Raw genomic sequence first — 18,764 nt, 5'->3', positions numbered from 1 at the left:
TGAATTATGGATTGATTGTTAATGACACAAAGTATTGTTGACCAATAGCTCCGGCACCTAAAACTTGTTTGTATTCTTTTCCTCCTAAATTAGTAGCTCCTAATTTGAAAGTTGATTTCAAGCTTGGGATTCCGTAGCTGATTTGAGCATCAATAACCGTTGCTTCTTCAATAATACCGTCTGCGAATGTAGATTGCCATAAATACTCATCTGACCATCTTCCGCTGATATTAAACCCAAAGTTTTTGAATAATTTGTCATTGCTTAAAGTGGCTTTGACTCTGTGTTTCGGTGTATTGAAACCGGCTTCAAAACTTGGGTCTTTGGCTTGATCAAAATCAAACTCAGCATAATTATAGTTGGCTCCTAATTCAAAGTCTTTAAATACTTTTTTAGACACGCCTACCCCAAAACCAATAGATTTGATTTCAATATCGGTATTGGTATACAATTGGTAGTTTCTGGTATTTCCGTTAGTTAAAGCGTGTAACGTTTGGAAGCCCGGATCTGTTGGCCCTGCTGTAAAGCTTGGTGAATCTTGAGCGGTTCCGTAGAACGGAGAAACAACTGTAATATTTCCGATAAAATCATTGTAGATATTATAGTATCCGTTGATGTCATAAGAGAATCCTTTTACTTCACCTCGGTATCCTAATTCAAATGCTTTTACGGTTTCCGGTTTAACCAAGTCCACATTTGTTCTTCTTAACAAAGCTGCAGCCGCTACAGGATCTGTTCCTGCCAAAGCTGAAAATTGCAATACTGAAGAAGAAGTATAAGAGTTGTAATAAGCATCTTCACCATTCATCACCGTGGTAGCACCACCGGCAAATGCCTGACCTGCAACAGTATTAACAGGAAGTGTTTCAGAATATCTTAACAAGTTATCAGGAGCAGAACCAATAAGTACTGCGTTACCTACGTTAAACCCAATGTATTGATCTTGTGTAGTTGGATTACGGAAACCTGTTTGGAATGATCCTCTGAAAATGTGGTTTTTATTTTGACCGGCGCTGTATACTAAGGAAACTCTTGGCGAGTAGCTACCGTCAAAGTTTTGACTCTTATCATAACGGATTGATCCGGTAAATTTCAAACGGTCATCCATGAATTTTTTCATCACTTGAGTGTAAGCTCCGTACTCATCATAATCAATCCCTCCGAATTCTTCTGTATCTGTATAGATTCTTCCGAATGAGTTCAAATCATACAATCTGTAAGAACCTCCAACTTGAATTTCAGCAAATTTTACTAAATCTTTAAAGTTGTAGTTACCATCAGAATGATAAATTTTAGAATTATCAACTAATTTAGACCCTGATAACACATCCGGATTTGCAATCACCGAATTGAATGCGCTTTGGAATTCCGGTGTTCCCGGGATTAATCTTCCGGTATCAGCAGCACCTCTTGCAAGACCATGTGCTTGGGTTGGAGTAGCACCACCTAAAGTAGATTGTACATAAGTAGCCGCATATTGTCCGAACCAAGTTGCATCCGGCTTCCAGGCTCTATTCACATTAATTCCTGTAAATCTCATGTCATAAGACTGACCGCCGTGCTCGGTAGTGAAGTAACCTCTCAAGAAGAAGTTTTTACCCGCCAACTCTAATTTGTGTTGTTGCATAAAGAAGCCGTTTAAGTAATACCTGTTGGCTCCTTGGTAAACGGTATTTCCGAATCCGAATTTACTTTGCCAGATTACTTCCAATTTTTCGTTTCCGAAAGGTCTTAAGTGCAATGAGAAATCAATTTTAGCATTTCTCACTTCGTTGTCTGTTAAGTCAACTTCATTGTATCCTGTTCTTGATACATTTTCATTAGGCAAAATAGCATTGAAAACGGTATACTGTGCCGGAGTAATAACCCCTGCATTTAACATTCCTAAAGCTACCCCTCTGATGTTAGTAGAAACCTCATCACCATAAACATTCAAACCGTTATAATTGTGATGGCTTCTGTCTCTGCCCGGCGCACCGTAATCTTCATAATCAGTAGCATACCATTCTGTACCTTTCATGTAAGTGAAATTGGCTTTGGCAGCGAAATAGTCGTTGAACTTATGGGCCGCTCTAATTCCGTAATCTCTGTAGTCATTAGAACCGGCTGCTCTTTGATTGGTTGAACCATATTTAACATAAGCCGAAATCCCTTGGTATTTGAATGGATTTTTACTGTTCATAAATAGAATTCCATTGAATGCATTCGCACCATATAATGCGGAAGAAGCTCCGGGAAGAAGCTCCACATTGGCCACATCAATTTCTGATACTCCAATAAGGTTTCCTAAAACAAAATTTAACAATGGTGAAGAATTATCCATACCATCTACCAATTGCATGAAACGATTGTTAGAAACCGTGGCAAATCCACGAGTATTGATAGATTTAAACGACATACTACTGGTATTCATATGAACCTCTTTCAGATTTTCCAAACCGTCATAAAAAGTCGGAGAAGCTGATTTTTTAATGTCTCTGATAGTCATTCTCTCAATAGTCACGGGAGATTCTCTGACTTTCTCCGGAGCTCTTGAAGCTGATACCACTATCTCGTCTAATTGTGTTTCTTGTTCTGTTAAAGAAACGGTTACATTTTGGTTGTTAGAAGTAACACTTACCGTTGACGAACCATAACCTACGCTTGACACTTCAAGATCAAAAGGTGGTTTTTTGGTAGTCGTCAAAGTGAAATTTCCATTACTGTCTGTAACGGTTCCGGCACTTTCTCCAGCCACTTTAACGTTGGCTCCCGGAATGGGTTGGTCTTTACTGTCTTTTACCGAACCGGAAATTGAAGTTTGCGAATAACTAAGGCCGCAAAAAAACAATGAAAGGATAAATAAATAAATCTTCATTTGGTTTTATATTTTGTTGGTTTATGCAACCAATGTACAAATATTTTTTTTACATTATCAAAAAAACCTCTTTGATTTTGGCAATAATTGATTATTTGGTTTGAATATTAACAATTCAGCAAAACAAGGCTTTTTTAAGCTTTTATTAACTTTTTGACACTATTGCTAAAAAAAATACTATGCATACATACAAAATGAAGATTTCATTAAATAAATCACAAATTATTAGCAAAAAAAAAGCGAGAATAAATCTCGCTTTTAAGTGTATTTTGTAGTAAAAAATTTATTCTACTGTTACTGATTTTGCCAAATTTCTGGGTTGATCAACATTGCAACCTCTTAATACAGCGATGTGATAAGACAATAATTGTAATGGTATTGTGGTAATTAATGGCGATAACGCATCAGAGGTTTCCGGAATTTCGATTACGTGATCGGCTAATTCTTTTACTTGGGTATCTCCTTTAGTCACTACGGCGATAATTTTGCCGCTTCTGGACTTAATTTCCTGAATATTACTAACCACTTTGTCATAATGACCTTGTTTAGGCGCAATAACCACAACCGGCATTTGTTCATCAATTAGTGCAATCGGTCCGTGTTTCATTTCGGCTGCAGGATACCCTTCAGCATGAATGTATGATATCTCTTTTAATTTTAGAGCGCCTTCTAAAGCTACCGGAAAATTGTATCCTCTTCCTAAGTAAAGACAATTGGGCGCATCTTTAAACTTGATGGCTATTTCTTTGGCTTTGTCGTTGGTTTCCAAGGCTTCTTTTACTTTTTCAGGAATTACTTCTAATTCTTGTAAATAGCGATGGAAATCAGAATTGGTCAACGTTCCTTTGGCTTTAGCCAAACGAAGCGCAATCATGGTTAAGACTGTAATTTGCGTGGTAAAAGCCTTGGTTGAAGCTACTCCTATTTCCGGACCGGCATGCGTGTAAGCTCCGGCATGCGTTTCTCTGGAAATGGAAGAACCTACTACATTACAAACTCCAAAAACAAAAGCCCCTTTTTCTTTGGCCAACTTGATAGCGGCTAAAGTATCGGCTGTTTCACCCGATTGCGAAATGGCAATCACTACATCGTTAGCATTGATTATCGGGTTTCTGTATCTAAACTCCGAAGCATATTCTACTTCTACCGGAATTCTCGTAAATTCTTCAAAAATATACTCAGCTACCAAACCGGCGTGCCATGAAGTTCCGCAGGCTACAATCAATATTCTTTGTGCATGCAAGAATTTTTCAATATTATCTTCTACACCGGCCATTTGGATAATTCCTTGATTGGCCAATAGTCTTCCGCGGTAGGTATCTTTAATAACATTAGGTTGCTCATAAATTTCTTTGAGCATAAAATGGTCATAACCCCCTTTTTCAATTTGCTCCAAATTCATTTGAAGCTCTTGTATATAAGGATCAACTAATGTATCATCTTTAATTTTTCTGATTTTAAGTGGCTTGTGTAACCGTACGATTGCCATCTCTTCGTCTTCTAAATAAATTGCATTCGAGGTGTATTCTATAAAAGGAGAAGCATCGGAAGCAATAAAAAACTCATCTTGTCCAACACCTATAGCCAATGGACTTCCCAATCGAGCCACCACAATCTCATCCGGTTTTTCTTTATCAAAAACACAAATCGCATAAGCTCCGACTACTTGATTTAGGGCGACTTGCACCGCTTTGCCTAACTTTAGGTTTTCCTTTTTCTTAACTTCTTCAATTAAGTTGATTAAAACTTCGGTATCTGTATCTGAAGTAAAAGTGTAGCCTCTTTTAAGCAATTCCTTTTTCAAAGGCTCATAGTTTTCTATGATTCCGTTGTGGATAATTACTAAATTTCCTGAATTAGAAACATGAGGATGTGAGTTAACATCATTGGGAACACCGTGAGTGGCCCAACGCGTATGTCCCATACCAATAGTAGCTTTGGAAGAAGCTAAATCTTTTGATTTCTCTTCAAGGTCTGATACTTTTCCTTTGGTTTTGGCAATATGGAGCTCATTCCCATCGCAAAGCATAATTCCGGCGCTGTCATAACCTCTGTACTCTAATCTTTTTAGCCCTTTAATTACTATTGGATACGCTTCTCTGTAACCAATATAGCCTACAATTCCACACATAACTTTACGTATTAATCAGGTTTGGTGTAATAAATTTCAAGTTTTAATCTTTTATCATCCGGTACGGCCGGATTGGTTCCGTATAATACAGTTCCCAGCGGACTCAATACCGACATACTCGGAGCGCTATCTGTATTGCTGTTAGCGGTTTTCAATTTAGAAAATCCAACATTATTAATACTTTCTGTGACAGAAAGTCCCAGTCTTACATTCGTCGAGTCATTTGAAACCAAATTTCTGACGTGGTTGGTGATTCTGATTTTGTATTTAATTCCTCTACCGTTTTCAACGTCTTCTACCTCTAAAATCCCGCCGTGTACATATTTGTTGTATTTAGGACTTGAACTTGTACTAAAATCGTAAGTATGGTCAATTAAAATACTTTTATTATTCAAATCATACAAAAAGATACGGGTTGGCTCAATGGTTTTTGGGTCAGACATCGCGGTTCTGTCCACATAGAAAGTCAGATTAGCTTCGTTGATTAACCAACCATTAGCCTTAATGACTTCTATCTCATCGGCTATACCGTTGTTATCGGCATCCGGACCAAAAACGTCAATCACTGCAATTGATCCTTGTCCGCCTTTTACGTATAACTTAGAAGCTTCAGCTGTGGTGTTGGCTGTAGCCGATAAATAATCGGCATTTTCGTTGGAATTGTTGAGTAAACTAACCGTATTTCCGGTCATGCTCATCTTGAGTGTTTTAAACTCTCTTTCATAAGTGGTTACGCCATTGGTGGTAGTCTCTTTATCTTCATTGTAATAAACTGTGATTTTTCCACCCAAAAAATTAATCATGGCCATATGACCCGGGTTTCCGTTTTCTACCTTAAAATAAAGTCCTCTGAAATAATTTTTAAAAACACTATTGTTGACCAATTGTCCGCTTGGTGCATTTAAAAGCAAATTCGTGAAAACCGCTTTGCTCAAATGCAGCCTCATAGAAGGCGCAAATCGGGTCTCAACTTCTTCACCGTCATCATTTAAAGCAGTTGTTCTGTGTTCCCTTTTGTCAAAATAAAATTGGGTGTTTTCATGACCATCTTCATTGTTGTCAACAAGCGGTGCGTCATTCAACAAAACCGGAATTTTATACCCATCTATCTCCGCATCTTTATCATTGTAGAACAATTGTGTTGCTGCAAATGATTGATTAGGGTCTAAATCCCTCAAAAAATAATTCGATTGATAAATGCTCAATTTGAATTTTGAAGTAACATCACCGTAAATAGAATCTAACTCGTATGTTTTGTGATCATTTTCATCAGTACTTTTTAAGGTGCTGAAATAAGGAATATCTAAAATCACACTGTCAATTACTGTTGGATTTACATCATAATCATCGGGATCAACATTGTTAAAAGTAGGATTCTCAGAATCTAATTCAACCTGAGTCACAAAATTGGCTTGGGTAGTCCCAAAAGCCGGATTCGTATAAAACCCTAAAGGATTAATGGGTAAATTATTAGATGATATCGGTCCTAATTTTTGATTGTAAGCTTTGATAGTAGCCCCGGTATATCTTTCAAAACCAAAATGGTCATCTCCAACAATATCAGTACCTAATTCATTGAAATCTTTGTCACATGCGGCGAATAAGGAAAGGGCAATCAGCCCAAATAAAATCTTTTGTACGTACGCTTTTTTAAACATAAATCTGAATAATTATTTTTTAAGGAAGCATTTCCTTGTAGAAGTTGGTGTATGCTTCTGAAAATTTATCTTTCGAGGCGAAAGGTAAAAAAGGTTTTCCTGAAGACTCTATAAATTTTGTTAAACTTGATGACAGGTTTTCTGAAGCAATAATTACCGCGTCCGAATGCTGAATAGAGGACTTGATAAGGTTTTCATAATTAGGTAATTCTAAATCCTGAATGGCTTCCTGCGGGATGTTATCAAACTTGATTTTGTTGATCATTTCAGCATTCAAAGTGCCATCAAAAGACTGACTGTAAACCGAAGTCACAATTTTAGTGTCCGAAAACAAAGCTTCGTCTTTGTAGTAATGCTTCATATAAACAGGCAACAAACCGGCCATCCAACCGTGAACGTGAATGATATCGGGAACCCAATTCAGTTTTTTTACTGTTTCTACTACGCCTTTGGCAAAGAAAATAGCTCTCTCATCATTATCCGGGTACATCACGCCTTCTTCATCGCTGAAAGTGGCTTTGCGTTTGAAATATTCGTCATTATCGATAAAGTAAACTTGGATTCTTTCTTTGGGGATAGAAGCCACTTTGATAATCAAAGGCATGTCTAAATCATTGACCACTAAATTCATTCCCGATAATCGAATTACCTCATGCAATTGATGCCTTCTTTCATTGATATTTCCGTATCTCGGCATAAAAATTCTTATCTGTCCTCCTTGGTCATTAACCATTTTCGGAACATCATATGACATTAAAGAAACCTCATTCTCAGCCAGATAAGGCACCACTTCAGATGATACATACAATATCCTCTTATCTTCCATAATCTATTTTACTTTATTTATTGGCAATAAAAAACAGGCAAAAGTACAAAAATTTATGCAGTTATTTATGAAAATAGTAAGTTTGCAACTCATTTACCGAAAGCCAATGCTTCTTTTTAACACTCAGAATGAATTAGTTTCTTACCTAACAACTGTTTCTAACGATGCAACGGCCATTGGTTTTGTGCCCACTATGGGTGCGCTTCATCAAGGACACTTATCTCTTTTAGCTGAAGCGTTGAAGCATAATGCCGTCGTGGTGATGAGTATTTTTGTCAATCCGACTCAGTTCAATAATGCCGAAGATTTAGCCAAATATCCGCGAACATTGGAAGCCGATATCGAAAAAATAAAATCGGTTTCCGATAAAATTATCGTTTATGCACCCAGCGTAGACGATATTTACAATGGCAATACGGTTTCACAACATTTTGATTTTGACGGTTTGGAAAACCAAATGGAAGGCCAATTCCGTCCCGGTCATTTTGATGGCGTCGGAACCATAGTCAAAAGACTTTTTGAAATTGTAAAACCAACCCACGCTTACTTCGGTGAAAAGGATTTTCAGCAATTACAGATTGTTAAAAAAATGGTCGAAAAAGAACAACTGCCCGTCAAAGTCATCGGTTGTCCCATTTACAGAGAATCTAACGGTTTGGCCATGAGTTCTCGCAACGAAAGACTCTCCGAAACCGAAAAAAAAGAAGCAGCCATCATTTACAAAACCATTGTGCAAGCTAAAAAACGCTTTAAAACAAAATCTGCAACTGAGGTGACCAATTGGGTAAAAAAGACTTTTGAAAAAAACAAAAACTTTACCCTGGAGTATTTCCAAATTGCCGATGAAGCTACTTTGCTGCCTTGTCTAAGAAAAAGTAAAACCAAAACATACCGCGCGTTTATCGCCGTTTTTGTCAACAATATTCGATTGATTGACACTATTTCACTAAAATAATTTACCTTTGCCCCATGCAAATTCAAGTAGTAAAATCTAAAATTCATCGTGTAAAAGTAACCGGTGCCGATTTAAATTATATTGGCAGCATTACCATTGACGAAACCTTAATGGAAGCCGCAAACCTCATTGAAGGCGAAAAAGTTTTCATTGTAAATGTAAATAACGGAGAGCGTTTTGAAACCTATGTGATCAAAGGCATCAGAAACTCCGGAGAAATAACCCTCAATGGTCCGGCCGCTCGAAAAGTGCAAAAAGATGACATCATCATCATCATGTCTTATGCCGTTATGGATTTCGAAAAAGCCAAAACATTTAAGCCTTGGATGGTTTTTCCTAATGAAAAAGATAATTCTTTGACCTAATCACTTGAAAAAACAAATTAGCAAATGGCTGACTATTCTTATTCCTCTTTGTATAGGAATTAGCATCATTTACTACCAATACACTACGCTAAAACCCGATGAAATTCTCAAAATAAAAAACAGCTTTCAAAAGGCAAATTATTCTTATATCCTTTTGTCGCTCGTTATCGCTTGTATAGGCTATTGGTCAAGAGCTTATCGCTGGAAATTTGCACTGAATCACTTGGGTTACCAAACCAAATTTTACAACAATTTCTTTACCGTAAGTGTATCCTATCTGGTCAATTTGACCGTACCGCGTTCCGGCGAAATTTCACGCGCAGCCTTGTTGAAAAAATATGAAGATGTGCCTTTCGACAAAGCTTTCGGTACTATAGTAGCCGAGAGAATTGTGGATTTACTAATCTTCTTGCTCTTTGTTCTCATCGGCTTCGTCTCCCAGTTTGACGCCATATACCAATTCTTGTTGAGCAAGAATGTTTCTTTACAATACTTAATTTATTACGGCATTGCGACCGTAATCATGGGCGTGATTTTTTTGTTGATTTGGATTTATGCCGAATGGCCGATTATTTTAAAATTAAAGAAAAAACTATCCGGACTGATTGAAGGCATGATGACCGTTTTAAAAATGAAAACAAAATGGAAATACCTTTTTCATTCTTTTTTCATCTGGGTTTCTTACCTCAGCATGTTCTATGTAGCCATTTTTGCTTTGCCCGAAACAGCAGAAATCAGCTTTGACATCATCATTATGGGCTTTATTTTCGGGAGTTTAGCAGTAGGATTTTCCAACGGAGGTTTGGGCGCTTACCCTTTTTCTATCGCTTTGATATTCTCACTTTACGGTATTTCAAACGACATCGGTATTGCCTTTGGGTGGTTGGTTTGGACATCTCAAACCATCTTGGCCATTCTTCTCGGCTTGATTTCCTATGTTTTACTTCCGGTGTTAAATAGCAATAAATAATTTACTATCTTGCTAATCATTTTAGCAACAACTCTATTTAACCCAAAAACATTTTCCATGAGACAACTGTTTTTACTATTACTGCTGGTTAGTTCCGGCAATTTATTGGCTCAAAGAACCATTACTGATACCATAACTTCTCAAAAGCTCAACGAAGACCGCGAAATCAAAATCGGACTTCCGCCATCCTACGATAAAAATAAATCCCAAAAATATCCTTTGTTGGTTCTTTTTGACGGTGATTTTCTTTTCGATGCTTTTCAAGGCGCTTTGAGTTACGGTTACTATTGGGATGATTTACCCGAAGTGATTGTAGTAGCCATTAGTCAAAACAAAAACAACGAACGCGAAAGCGATTGTACTTTCGATGAAACCACCGGTTTGCCTTCGGAAAAAGGAGCCGATTTCTTCGAATTTGTGGGGATGGAATTGATTCCGAGTATCCAAAAAAACTTTCGTGTAGCACCATTCAGAATGGTCGCCGGATTAGATACAACCGCCGCCTTTTTGAACTGCTATTTGTACAAAGACCAACCCATATTCAACGCTTACATTTCTATGAGTCCCGAACTTCCGGAAGGCATGGAAGAGCAAATTCCGGAAAGATTGGCCGCTATGCAACAAACCACTTTCTATTATCATTGTACAGCGGAAGGCGATATGAAAAAAATGAAAACCCGCATTCAAGCCTTAGATGCCGCAGCTAAAAATGTAAAAAATCCAAAACTCAACTATTTATACGAAGAGTTCAAAGGCGCCTCGCATTATTCGCTAGTATTGCATGCAATACCGAGTGCTTTGTACCAAATTTTCTCGGTTTACCAACCCATTTCTACCGTTGAGTTCCAAGAAAAAATTGCTGTCTTGCCTTCAGGGTATGTGAAGTATTTAGTCGATAAATATGCGGTGCTCGAAAACTCTTTGGGACTAAAATTACAAATCAGAATCAATGATTTCAAAGCCATTGAAGCAGCCATTTTGAAAAATAAAGCCTATGTAGAATTCGATGAATTATCTCAATTGGCGCGAAAAAACTATCCAAAATCTATGTTAGCCGATTATCATTTGGGACAGATGTATGAAAAAACAGGCGACACCAAAAGAGCCATCAAAAGTTATCAAACCGCTTTCCAAAAAGAAGAGATTGGTGATTTGACCAAAGACATGATGCTGGAAAGAGCCGATGCCTTGAAAGGAGAACTCAAAAACAAAAAAGAGGAAGTGATTGAGGAAACACCACCTACTGAAGAAGTTCCCACAGACACGCCACCATCAGAAACCCCAACCGAAGAAAAAAAATCAGAATAAATATACCCTAAATGTCGAAACTCAAAACTGCTTTTTTTTGTCAAAATTGTGGTACCCAATACGCCAAATGGCAAGGCCAATGCAATGCCTGTAAAGAATGGAATACCATAGCCGAAGAGATCATCCAAAAAGAAGAAAAGCAAAGCTGGAAACCGGATGCTGCTGATACCAAAAGAGTTTCAAAACCCCTCAAAATAAAAGAAATTGATTCGACCCAAGAGGTGCGAATGGACACCACCGACGGCGAATTAAATCGTGTACTCGGTGGCGGCATTGTGCCCGGTTCGTTAATCTTATTGGGCGGTGAACCCGGAATCGGAAAAAGTACATTATTACTCCAAATCTCTTTAAAATTACCTTATAAAACTTTATATGTTTCGGGCGAGGAAAGTCAGAAGCAAATCAAAATGCGTGCGGAAAGAATCAATCCGAACAGCGACAATTGTTACATCTTAACCGAAACCAAAACCCAAAATATCTTCCGACACATCGTAGAAACCGAACCCGATATTGTCATCATCGATTCGATTCAAACCTTACATACGGATTACATTGAATCCACTGCCGGAAGTATTTCTCAAATCCGAGAAACCACCGCTGAACTGATCAAATTTGCCAAAGAAACCAACATTCCGGTAATACTTATTGGTCACATTACCAAAGACGGCAACATCGCCGGGCCAAAGATTTTGGAACACATGGTTGATACCGTTTTACAATTTGAAGGCGATAGAAATCACGTGTATCGGATTCTGCGCTCACTCAAAAACCGTTTTGGTTCTACCGCCGAATTGGGTATTTATGAAATGCAAGGTTCAGGTTTAAGAGAAGTGTCCAATCCTTCCGAAATATTGATTTCACACCGCGAAGAAGAACTATCCGGAACCGCCATCGCCTCGACTTTAGAAGGCATGCGACCATTGATGATAGAAATTCAAGCCTTGGTTTCGACTGCCGTTTACGGTACGCCGCAGCGTAGTACAACCGGTTACAACGCCAAAAGATTAAACATGATTTTAGCCGTGTTGGAAAAACGTGCCGGTTTCCGATTAGGAACTAAAGATGTTTTTCTCAATGTCACCGGCGGAATTTCAGTAGATGATCCGGCTATTGATTTAGCGGTTGTGGCAGCGATTTTGTCTTCCAATGAAGATATTGCTGTGGGCAAAGATGTCTGCTTTGCCGGCGAAGTCGGATTGTCGGGCGAAATCCGTCCCGTGAACCGTGTTGAGCAACGCATTCAAGAAGCAGAAAAGCTTGGTTTTTCAACCATTTTTGTCTCTAAATACAACAAGATTGCCATCAAAAACCCATTGATCAAAATCGTTTTGGTCTCGAAAATTGAAGAAGTAGTTGAACAGTTGTTTGGGTAAACCAAGTTCCCAAATCCTATAAATTATTCTTTAAATTATATAAATTAAAAACCAGTCGCTACAATTACTTTTGATTAAACAATAAAAGCTGAAAAACAGCGTTTTAGATAAATAATAACATCCTATTAATGAAAACAAAAATACTTTTCTTTACCTTTTTCATAATTATTTTTATCTCCTGCAACAGCAAGACTGTTTTCTCTGATACCAAAGAAGGATTTACCGCCAATCAATGGCCCAAAAAAGAAGCCCAATCCTTTACATTTGCCATCAATGATGATAGTAAAAACTACGACTTTACCCTAACCATAAGCCATGTTTACGACTATCAATTTGAAAGTGTTCCGATGGAAGTTGGTATCACAAATCCAAAAGGCGAAACAGAAATTCTACTCTTTGACTTGCTCATAAAAGACGCCAAAGGAAAAGACAAAGGCGATTGTTTGGGCGATCTATGTGATTTAAAACAAACCTTCAAAAAAAACGTCAAACTATCAAAAGGAACTTATACGGTACATATTTCCCATCGATTCAACTATGATTATTTACCAAATATCACCAGTTTAGGATTGCAAGTTGACAAAACAGAATAAATTAAAGGTTAAAATCATGAAAAAATTATTTCTTTCACTGCTATTATTTACAATGCCTTTTGTGGTTTTTTCTCAAAAAATTTCGAAAGAAGACTTTGAAACAAAATATACTCTTTTATTGGAAAATCTAACTTCCGAAAAGTGGAAAGAAGCTGAAAAAACAACCTCAGAATTACTCAAAAAAATAGAAAACGACACCTTGTTTTCTCATGAGAATAAAGTGTTGCGCTACATTTTTATTTACACCAATGCCGGCCTTTTAAATCAAAAAGTTATTTCAAAAGAAGAAGCTTACGAAAAAATTAAATGGTTAAAAGGAAAAGAACTGATTATGCCTGCTCATCCATTCAGTTCGGATTCTTACATCAATGTCACGAGTTTAGCTGAAAACAACAAAAGTACCTTTATATCAATGGTCAATAATGCCAATGGAACCCAACTTTTTTCCTTTGAATATGTTACCATAGAAGATGGAATAAAGGAAACTGCCGCCGAACTAAATGGCAAACTAATTGTATTGTCTGGAACTTTGGAAGAAATTTCAGTTGAAGGAAATATGTTGCCTCGTTATAAATTGATTTTTAAAAAAGGCTCTTATGAAATAATAGAAAACTGATTTAAGATGAGAACCAAAAAACAAAAAGTATTCCTTCTCCTTAAAATAAGCAGCATCATTTTACTGCTTGGAATAGTATTGCTTTTTGCTTTTCGAAATACCATTCTTGAAAAAGTCATTCATCGCATTGATGCCAAAATGGAGCGCGATTACCAATGCCGTTTGACCATTGCTAAAGCTGAATTTCAGGGCTTAACCGGTCTTGAATTCCAACAAATTACTTTAGTCCCAAAAAATGCTGACACTTTGGTGCGCATTGACGAATTGAAAACCAAGGTGAGTTTTTGGAAACTCTTAGTGGGTGATATTCAACTCGGCAAACTCGAAATTAATAAGGGTTATATCCAATTGGTAAAAAACAAAAACGGAAGTAACTTCGACGCTTTTCTGCGTTCCAAAAAAGAGAAAACAGACAATACTGAAGTGAATTATGCCAAACTTTTAAATCGTTTGAGTTCCAATCTTTTGGATTTAGTACCGACAGACATGCATGTCAAAGGTTTTGCTTTTAAGATTAATGACCAAGGCAATAAAGTAGTTTTTGATTTTACTAAATTGGCTTTAGCCGATAAAAAACTGAACACTTTGATTCAAGTCACCTCGGATGGTTTTTCTCAAGAATGGGCGATTAACGGTTTTGCCGATCCCAGAGACAGAAAAGCCGATTTGGAATTTTTCAACCCCAAAAGCGATACAATTCAACTTCCTTATTTGGATAAAAAATTCAACCTGAAAACCGGTTTTCAATCGATTCATTTCAATTTGGAAAACCTTTCGATGGATAGTGGCGATTTGCATATCGACGGTTATTCATCCATTCAGAATTTAATGGTCAATCACCCCAAAATTGCGAGCAAAGACGTAGTAATTAAAAACGCCCGATTTGATTACCGATGGATTGTCGGACCAAGATTTATGGCATTAGACAGTACGTCAACCGTGCAATTGAACAATATTAAGTGCCAGCCGTATGTTTCTTATACCCATGAAACCGATAAAATTTATGCGCTCAAATTAGCCATTCCGAAAATGACCGCCAACGATTTTATCACGTCATTGCCAACCGGTTTGTTCCGCCATTTTGAAGGGATGGAAGCGAAAGGGAATTTCAGTTATGCGCTGCATTTTGAATACAATGACCATAAACCAAACGACATCATTTTTGAGAGTAAATTAAATCCCGAAGGCTTGAAAATTACCAAGTATGGAGAAGCCGATTTGAACAAAATCAACGGAGAATTTATTTATCGGGCCATCGACAATGGTGTAGCACAACGACCTATCGTAGTGGGTGCATCAAACCCGAATTTTACGCCTTTAGATCAGATTTCGCCCTACTTGCAAAAATGTGTTTTAACCAGCGAAGACCCGTCATTTTTTACCCATCGCGGCTTTATTAATTCGGCCTTCAAACAGTCGATTGTCAAAAATATCAAGACCAAGAAATTTGCCCGGGGTGCGAGTACCATCAGCATGCAATTGGTCAAAAATGTATTCTTAACCCGGGAAAAAACTTTATCGCGAAAACTCGAAGAAATCCTATTGGTTTACATTTTAGAAAACAACCGCATCAGCTCCAAAGAACGCATGCTCGAAGTGTATTTCAACATTATAGAATGGGGTCCGAATGTATACGGCATAGGCGAAGCATCACGTTTTTATTTCAACAAAATTCCGCAAGATTTAAACGTAAATCAATGCTTGTTTTTGGCCGGAATTATCCCAAAACCCAAAGGCTTTATGTCGCGTTTGGAGAATAGTGAAACATTCAAACCTTATGCCCAACAGCACAATGATTTCTTAATGCGCTTAATGTTTAAAAGAAATCTTATCACGGAAACCGATACCATAGGCAATTTTGCTTTGGATATTTCAGGTCCGGCCAAAATGTACCTTAAACAAAAGCCTGTCAACACTACAACAAATGATAGTTTGAGTTTGGAGGAGTTTGATTTTTAATAAATTTCATACTAATTCCAACCTTTTTGCGTTATAACTACTCTCTGTAGTATGACCTTAACTTAATTATCATGAAAAGACTCTTCTTATTAGCCTTTTGGGTTACTGCCATTGGCTTTGCCCAAAAACCTATTTTTACCACCGCCAAAATCAAAGCCGCAACCGTTTACTTCAGTGCCGCCGAATTATCCCAAACCACTTCTGTCAATTTGCCGGTGGGAACCAGTGAAATTGTGATAAAAAATGTAGCCGATTACCTGAATGAAAGTACGGTTCAAATTGGCGCTCCGAGTTCGGTGACCGTTTTATCAGTGCAATTTACCCAGAATTACATTTCAGAATACGAAATTGACGAAACCAATCCCGTGATTAAAAAAGTGCGCGACAGCATTACTTTAGTAAACAAAGAAATCAAAAAAATCCAAATTGAAACCTACTCCAACCAACAAGCCATAGCGCTTTTGGATGCCAATCAAAATGTTGGTGGTGCCAATACCGGTTTAAACGTAACCGAATTAATGAAATTGGTTGACTACTACAAAGCCAAACGAATGGAAATGGACAATGTTATTGTAGCTTTAGGAGAAAAGGAAACCAAACTCAAAGCCAAACTCAAAAACCTCAACGATAAACTCGAAATTAACACCCAAAAAGAAGACAAAAATTCCAGAGGTAAATTGATTGTTCAAGTCATGAATGACATTGCCGGTGCCGTAAACTTAGACATCAATTACATCACCAATTCGGCTTCTTGGTCGCCTTTTTACGATTTGCGTGCTGAGAATATTACTTCACCTATTAACATGATGTACAAAGCACAAGTAGTGCAAAACACCGGCATCGACTGGAAAAAAGTAAAGCTGACTTTGTCTTCGGGCAACCCCAATCAGAACAATCAAGCACCATTGTTGAGTGCGTGGTTTTTGAGATACCAAAAATCAGTGAATTATGAGGCCTTTGGGTATTTAAGCGGTAGTGGAAATGCTAATGTAATCCAAAATACAGTTCCCGGAATGAAAGTAGACAAAGAAAATTTCAGAGATGGCGATCTAAGATTTGACACTTTGTCTAATGGAAAAAAATTTTCCAGAGACATTGGCAATTACACCAACATCAACGAAAACCAACTCAATGTTTCCTTCGACATCGACATTCCCTATGATATTCTGTCTAATAACAAACCCCACAGCGTAGCTTTAAAAGACATCCAATTACCGGCGACTTATAAATATTATGCCGTGCCAAGGGTAGAAAAAGAAGCGTTTCTTTTGGCAGAAATCAGCGATTATTCCAAATACAATTTGTTACCGGGCGAAGCCAATATAATCTTCGAAGGTTTGTATGTTGGCAAAACATCTATTAATCCTAACCAAACTTCCGACACTTTGAATTTGAGCATGGGAAGAGACAAAAAGATTTCAATCAAGCGCGAAAAAGTGGTCGACAAATCGGGAACGCGTTTCTTGTCTTCCAAAAAAGAACAAACCTTTACTTTCGATGTCACCGTTAGAAACAACAAAAAAGAAGCCGCAGACTTGTTGTTAAAAGACCAATATCCGTTGAGTCCGGACAAAGACATTGAAATTGAATTGACCGAAAGCAGCGGTGCCAAAATCAACACCGAAACCGGCATCCTGACATGGGATTTGAAATTACAACCTAACGAAACCAAGAAAGTCCGCATCAGTTACAAAGTCAAATATCCTAAAGACAAAATCATTGATAATTTATAACTATGAAAAACACCATTCTTATAGTTCTTTTGGTTTGCGGTTGGGCACAATTCGCAACGGCTCAAAACCAAAAAGAAACCGTACTTTTTGACTATGACCAATTCGTTTTGACCGCTAATGCCAAGGCAAAACTGGAAGAAGTAGTGTCGAAATTAGACTTGGCTCAATTGCAAACCGTTGTGCTCAACGGCAATACTGATGCCGACGGCGATTCGAAATACAACATCACTTTGTCTAAAAACAGGGCTAACGAAGTATTGAATTATTTGGTAGCCAAAGGCATTTCGGCGGAGAAAATTGAATTGAAATTTGAAGGTGAAAACAAACCGGTAGCTGAAAACGCCAGCGATAAAGGCAAACAACAAAACCGAAGAGTGGAAATTACTTTTGTCTTCGCTGAAAAAGAATACACCAATACAATTTTTAATCTACTAAAAAAAGAAAGCCAGTTTTTCACCGGAAAATCCAATGAGGTCATTACAATCACCGGAAAAGAAGGCACTAAAATTACCATCCCTAAAAATTCCTTGATGAAACCCAATGGCAAATATGCGATTGGTAAAATTGATATTGAGCTGCAAGAATTCTACCAAAAGTCGGATGCTGTGGCTGCCAATTTACATACCATGTCCGATGGAATAATGCTCGAAAGCGGCGGAATGATTTATATCAAAGCCACTTCAAAAGGCGAGGAATTGCAATTGAAAAAAGGCGCTGAAATGACTATCGAAATGGCCTCAAAAAACAACCCGAGTGACATGCAAACTTTTTATGGTTATCCCAAAAAAGACAAAACGGTTGATTGGAGTACTGATGACAATTATATAGTGACCGAACAAGAAAACTGGACTACCTATGCTGTTTTTTATTGGGACGGAAAAGAACAAAGAGATACCATTTACAACGGAAAAAGCACAAAAAAATCCTTTAAAAGAGCGACTACTGATGCTGAGAAAGTGAGTGCCATAAACACCACTATTCTGCAATCAACAAAGTTGGGCTGGATAAATTGCGATCGTTTCTACGAAATAAAAGACAAAACCGATTTATTTGTCGACGTTAATCTGAAATACAAACCCGAAATCAGATTGGTTTTCAAAGATATCAATTCGATTATGTCGGGGCATATCGATAAAAACAACAAACTGGTTTTAGGCGGAATTCCCTTAGGCAGAACAGCGACGTTGATGGCTTTTAGTTGTGTTGACAATGAAGTTTATTTTGCCGTCAAAGAAATAGTAATTAACAAAAACGCAAGTGTTGGTTTAGACCTCCGAAAAACATCAGTGGCCGAATTTAAAACGGCCTTGCAGCAACTGAATTGATGTTACTCATTTAAAAAACGCTATGTTTACCGATGGCGTTTTTTTATAACCCTTTGATTGTAATGGTTTTATTTTTAACTTTACCAAAAACCTAT

At 37.6% G+C, this 18,764-nt stretch carries 14 protein-coding genes; 10 read left to right on the top strand and 4 right to left on the bottom strand.

Going from position 1 to position 18,764, the window contains the following annotated elements; genetic code table 11:
• Positions 1–4: 4 nt before the first annotated feature.
• The 4 genes from P7V56_RS03435 to P7V56_RS03420 form a co-directional block, all read right to left on the bottom strand.
• A complete protein-coding gene (locus P7V56_RS03435; RefSeq protein WP_171221075.1) occupies positions 5–2,857 on the bottom strand; it encodes a TonB-dependent receptor domain-containing protein in 2,853 nt (950 codons plus the stop codon).
• 283 nt (positions 2,858–3,140) lie between these two features.
• Positions 3,141–4,988: a glutamine--fructose-6-phosphate transaminase (isomerizing) gene (gene glmS, locus P7V56_RS03430; RefSeq protein WP_171221076.1), complete on the bottom strand. Its 1,848-nt coding sequence runs from the start codon at positions 4,986–4,988 to the stop codon at positions 3,141–3,143.
• An 11-nt stretch (positions 4,989–4,999) separates the two neighbouring features.
• Entirely contained in the window at positions 5,000–6,646 is a 1,647-nt protein-coding gene (gene bamH, locus P7V56_RS03425) for a BamH family beta-barrel-assembly machinery protein (RefSeq protein WP_171221077.1), read from the bottom strand.
• Between the two features lie 19 nt (positions 6,647–6,665).
• Positions 6,666–7,472: a glycogen/starch synthase gene (locus tag P7V56_RS03420; protein ID WP_171221078.1), complete on the bottom strand. Its 807-nt coding sequence runs from the start codon at positions 7,470–7,472 to the stop codon at positions 6,666–6,668.
• A 106-nt stretch (positions 7,473–7,578) separates the two neighbouring features.
• On the opposite strand from P7V56_RS03420, the gene panC reads away from it, so the two are divergent.
• From panC to P7V56_RS03370, 10 genes are all read left to right on the top strand, one after another.
• Complete coding sequence (gene panC / locus P7V56_RS03415; protein ID WP_171221576.1) at positions 7,579–8,427, top strand: pantoate--beta-alanine ligase; 849 nt, start codon at positions 7,579–7,581, stop codon at positions 8,425–8,427.
• A 14-nt stretch (positions 8,428–8,441) separates the two neighbouring features.
• The gene (gene panD / locus P7V56_RS03410; protein ID WP_171221079.1) at positions 8,442–8,792 is read left to right on the top strand and encodes an aspartate 1-decarboxylase; all 351 of its coding nucleotides are present in this window, start codon (positions 8,442–8,444) and stop codon (positions 8,790–8,792) included.
• Positions 8,793–8,796: 4 nt separating this feature from the next.
• A complete protein-coding gene (locus P7V56_RS03405) occupies positions 8,797–9,762 on the top strand; it encodes a lysylphosphatidylglycerol synthase transmembrane domain-containing protein (RefSeq protein WP_171221080.1) in 966 nt (321 codons plus the stop codon).
• Positions 9,763–9,819: 57 nt separating this feature from the next.
• Positions 9,820–11,070, top strand: a complete 1,251-nt coding sequence (locus P7V56_RS03400) for an alpha/beta hydrolase-fold protein (RefSeq protein ID WP_171221081.1) — start codon at positions 9,820–9,822, stop codon at positions 11,068–11,070.
• An 11-nt stretch (positions 11,071–11,081) separates the two neighbouring features.
• A complete protein-coding gene (gene radA / locus P7V56_RS03395) occupies positions 11,082–12,443 on the top strand; it encodes a DNA repair protein RadA (protein WP_171221082.1) in 1,362 nt (453 codons plus the stop codon).
• Between the two features lie 128 nt (positions 12,444–12,571).
• The gene (locus P7V56_RS03390) at positions 12,572–13,036 is read left to right on the top strand and encodes a gliding motility lipoprotein GldH family protein (protein ID WP_171221083.1); all 465 of its coding nucleotides are present in this window, start codon (positions 12,572–12,574) and stop codon (positions 13,034–13,036) included.
• Between the two features lie 16 nt (positions 13,037–13,052).
• Positions 13,053–13,652, top strand: a complete 600-nt coding sequence (locus P7V56_RS03385; RefSeq protein ID WP_171221084.1) for a hypothetical protein — start codon at positions 13,053–13,055, stop codon at positions 13,650–13,652.
• Positions 13,653–13,658: 6 nt separating this feature from the next.
• Positions 13,659–15,611, top strand: a complete 1,953-nt coding sequence (locus P7V56_RS03380; protein ID WP_171221085.1) for a transglycosylase domain-containing protein — start codon at positions 13,659–13,661, stop codon at positions 15,609–15,611.
• 71 nt (positions 15,612–15,682) lie between these two features.
• Entirely contained in the window at positions 15,683–17,344 is a 1,662-nt protein-coding gene (locus tag P7V56_RS03375) for a DUF4139 domain-containing protein (protein WP_171221086.1), read from the top strand.
• Between the two features lie 2 nt (positions 17,345–17,346).
• The gene (locus P7V56_RS03370) at positions 17,347–18,669 is read left to right on the top strand and encodes an OmpA family protein (protein WP_171221087.1); all 1,323 of its coding nucleotides are present in this window, start codon (positions 17,347–17,349) and stop codon (positions 18,667–18,669) included.
• Positions 18,670–18,764 lie beyond the last annotated feature (95 nt).

This window comes from Flavobacterium sp. IMCC34852 (genome assembly GCF_030643905.1).
GTDB classification, from domain to species: Bacteria; Bacteroidota; Bacteroidia; order Flavobacteriales; family Flavobacteriaceae; genus Flavobacterium; species Flavobacterium rivulicola.
Note: the sequence above shows the minus strand (reverse complement) of the source record. Positions and strands in the feature narration are given on the sequence as shown.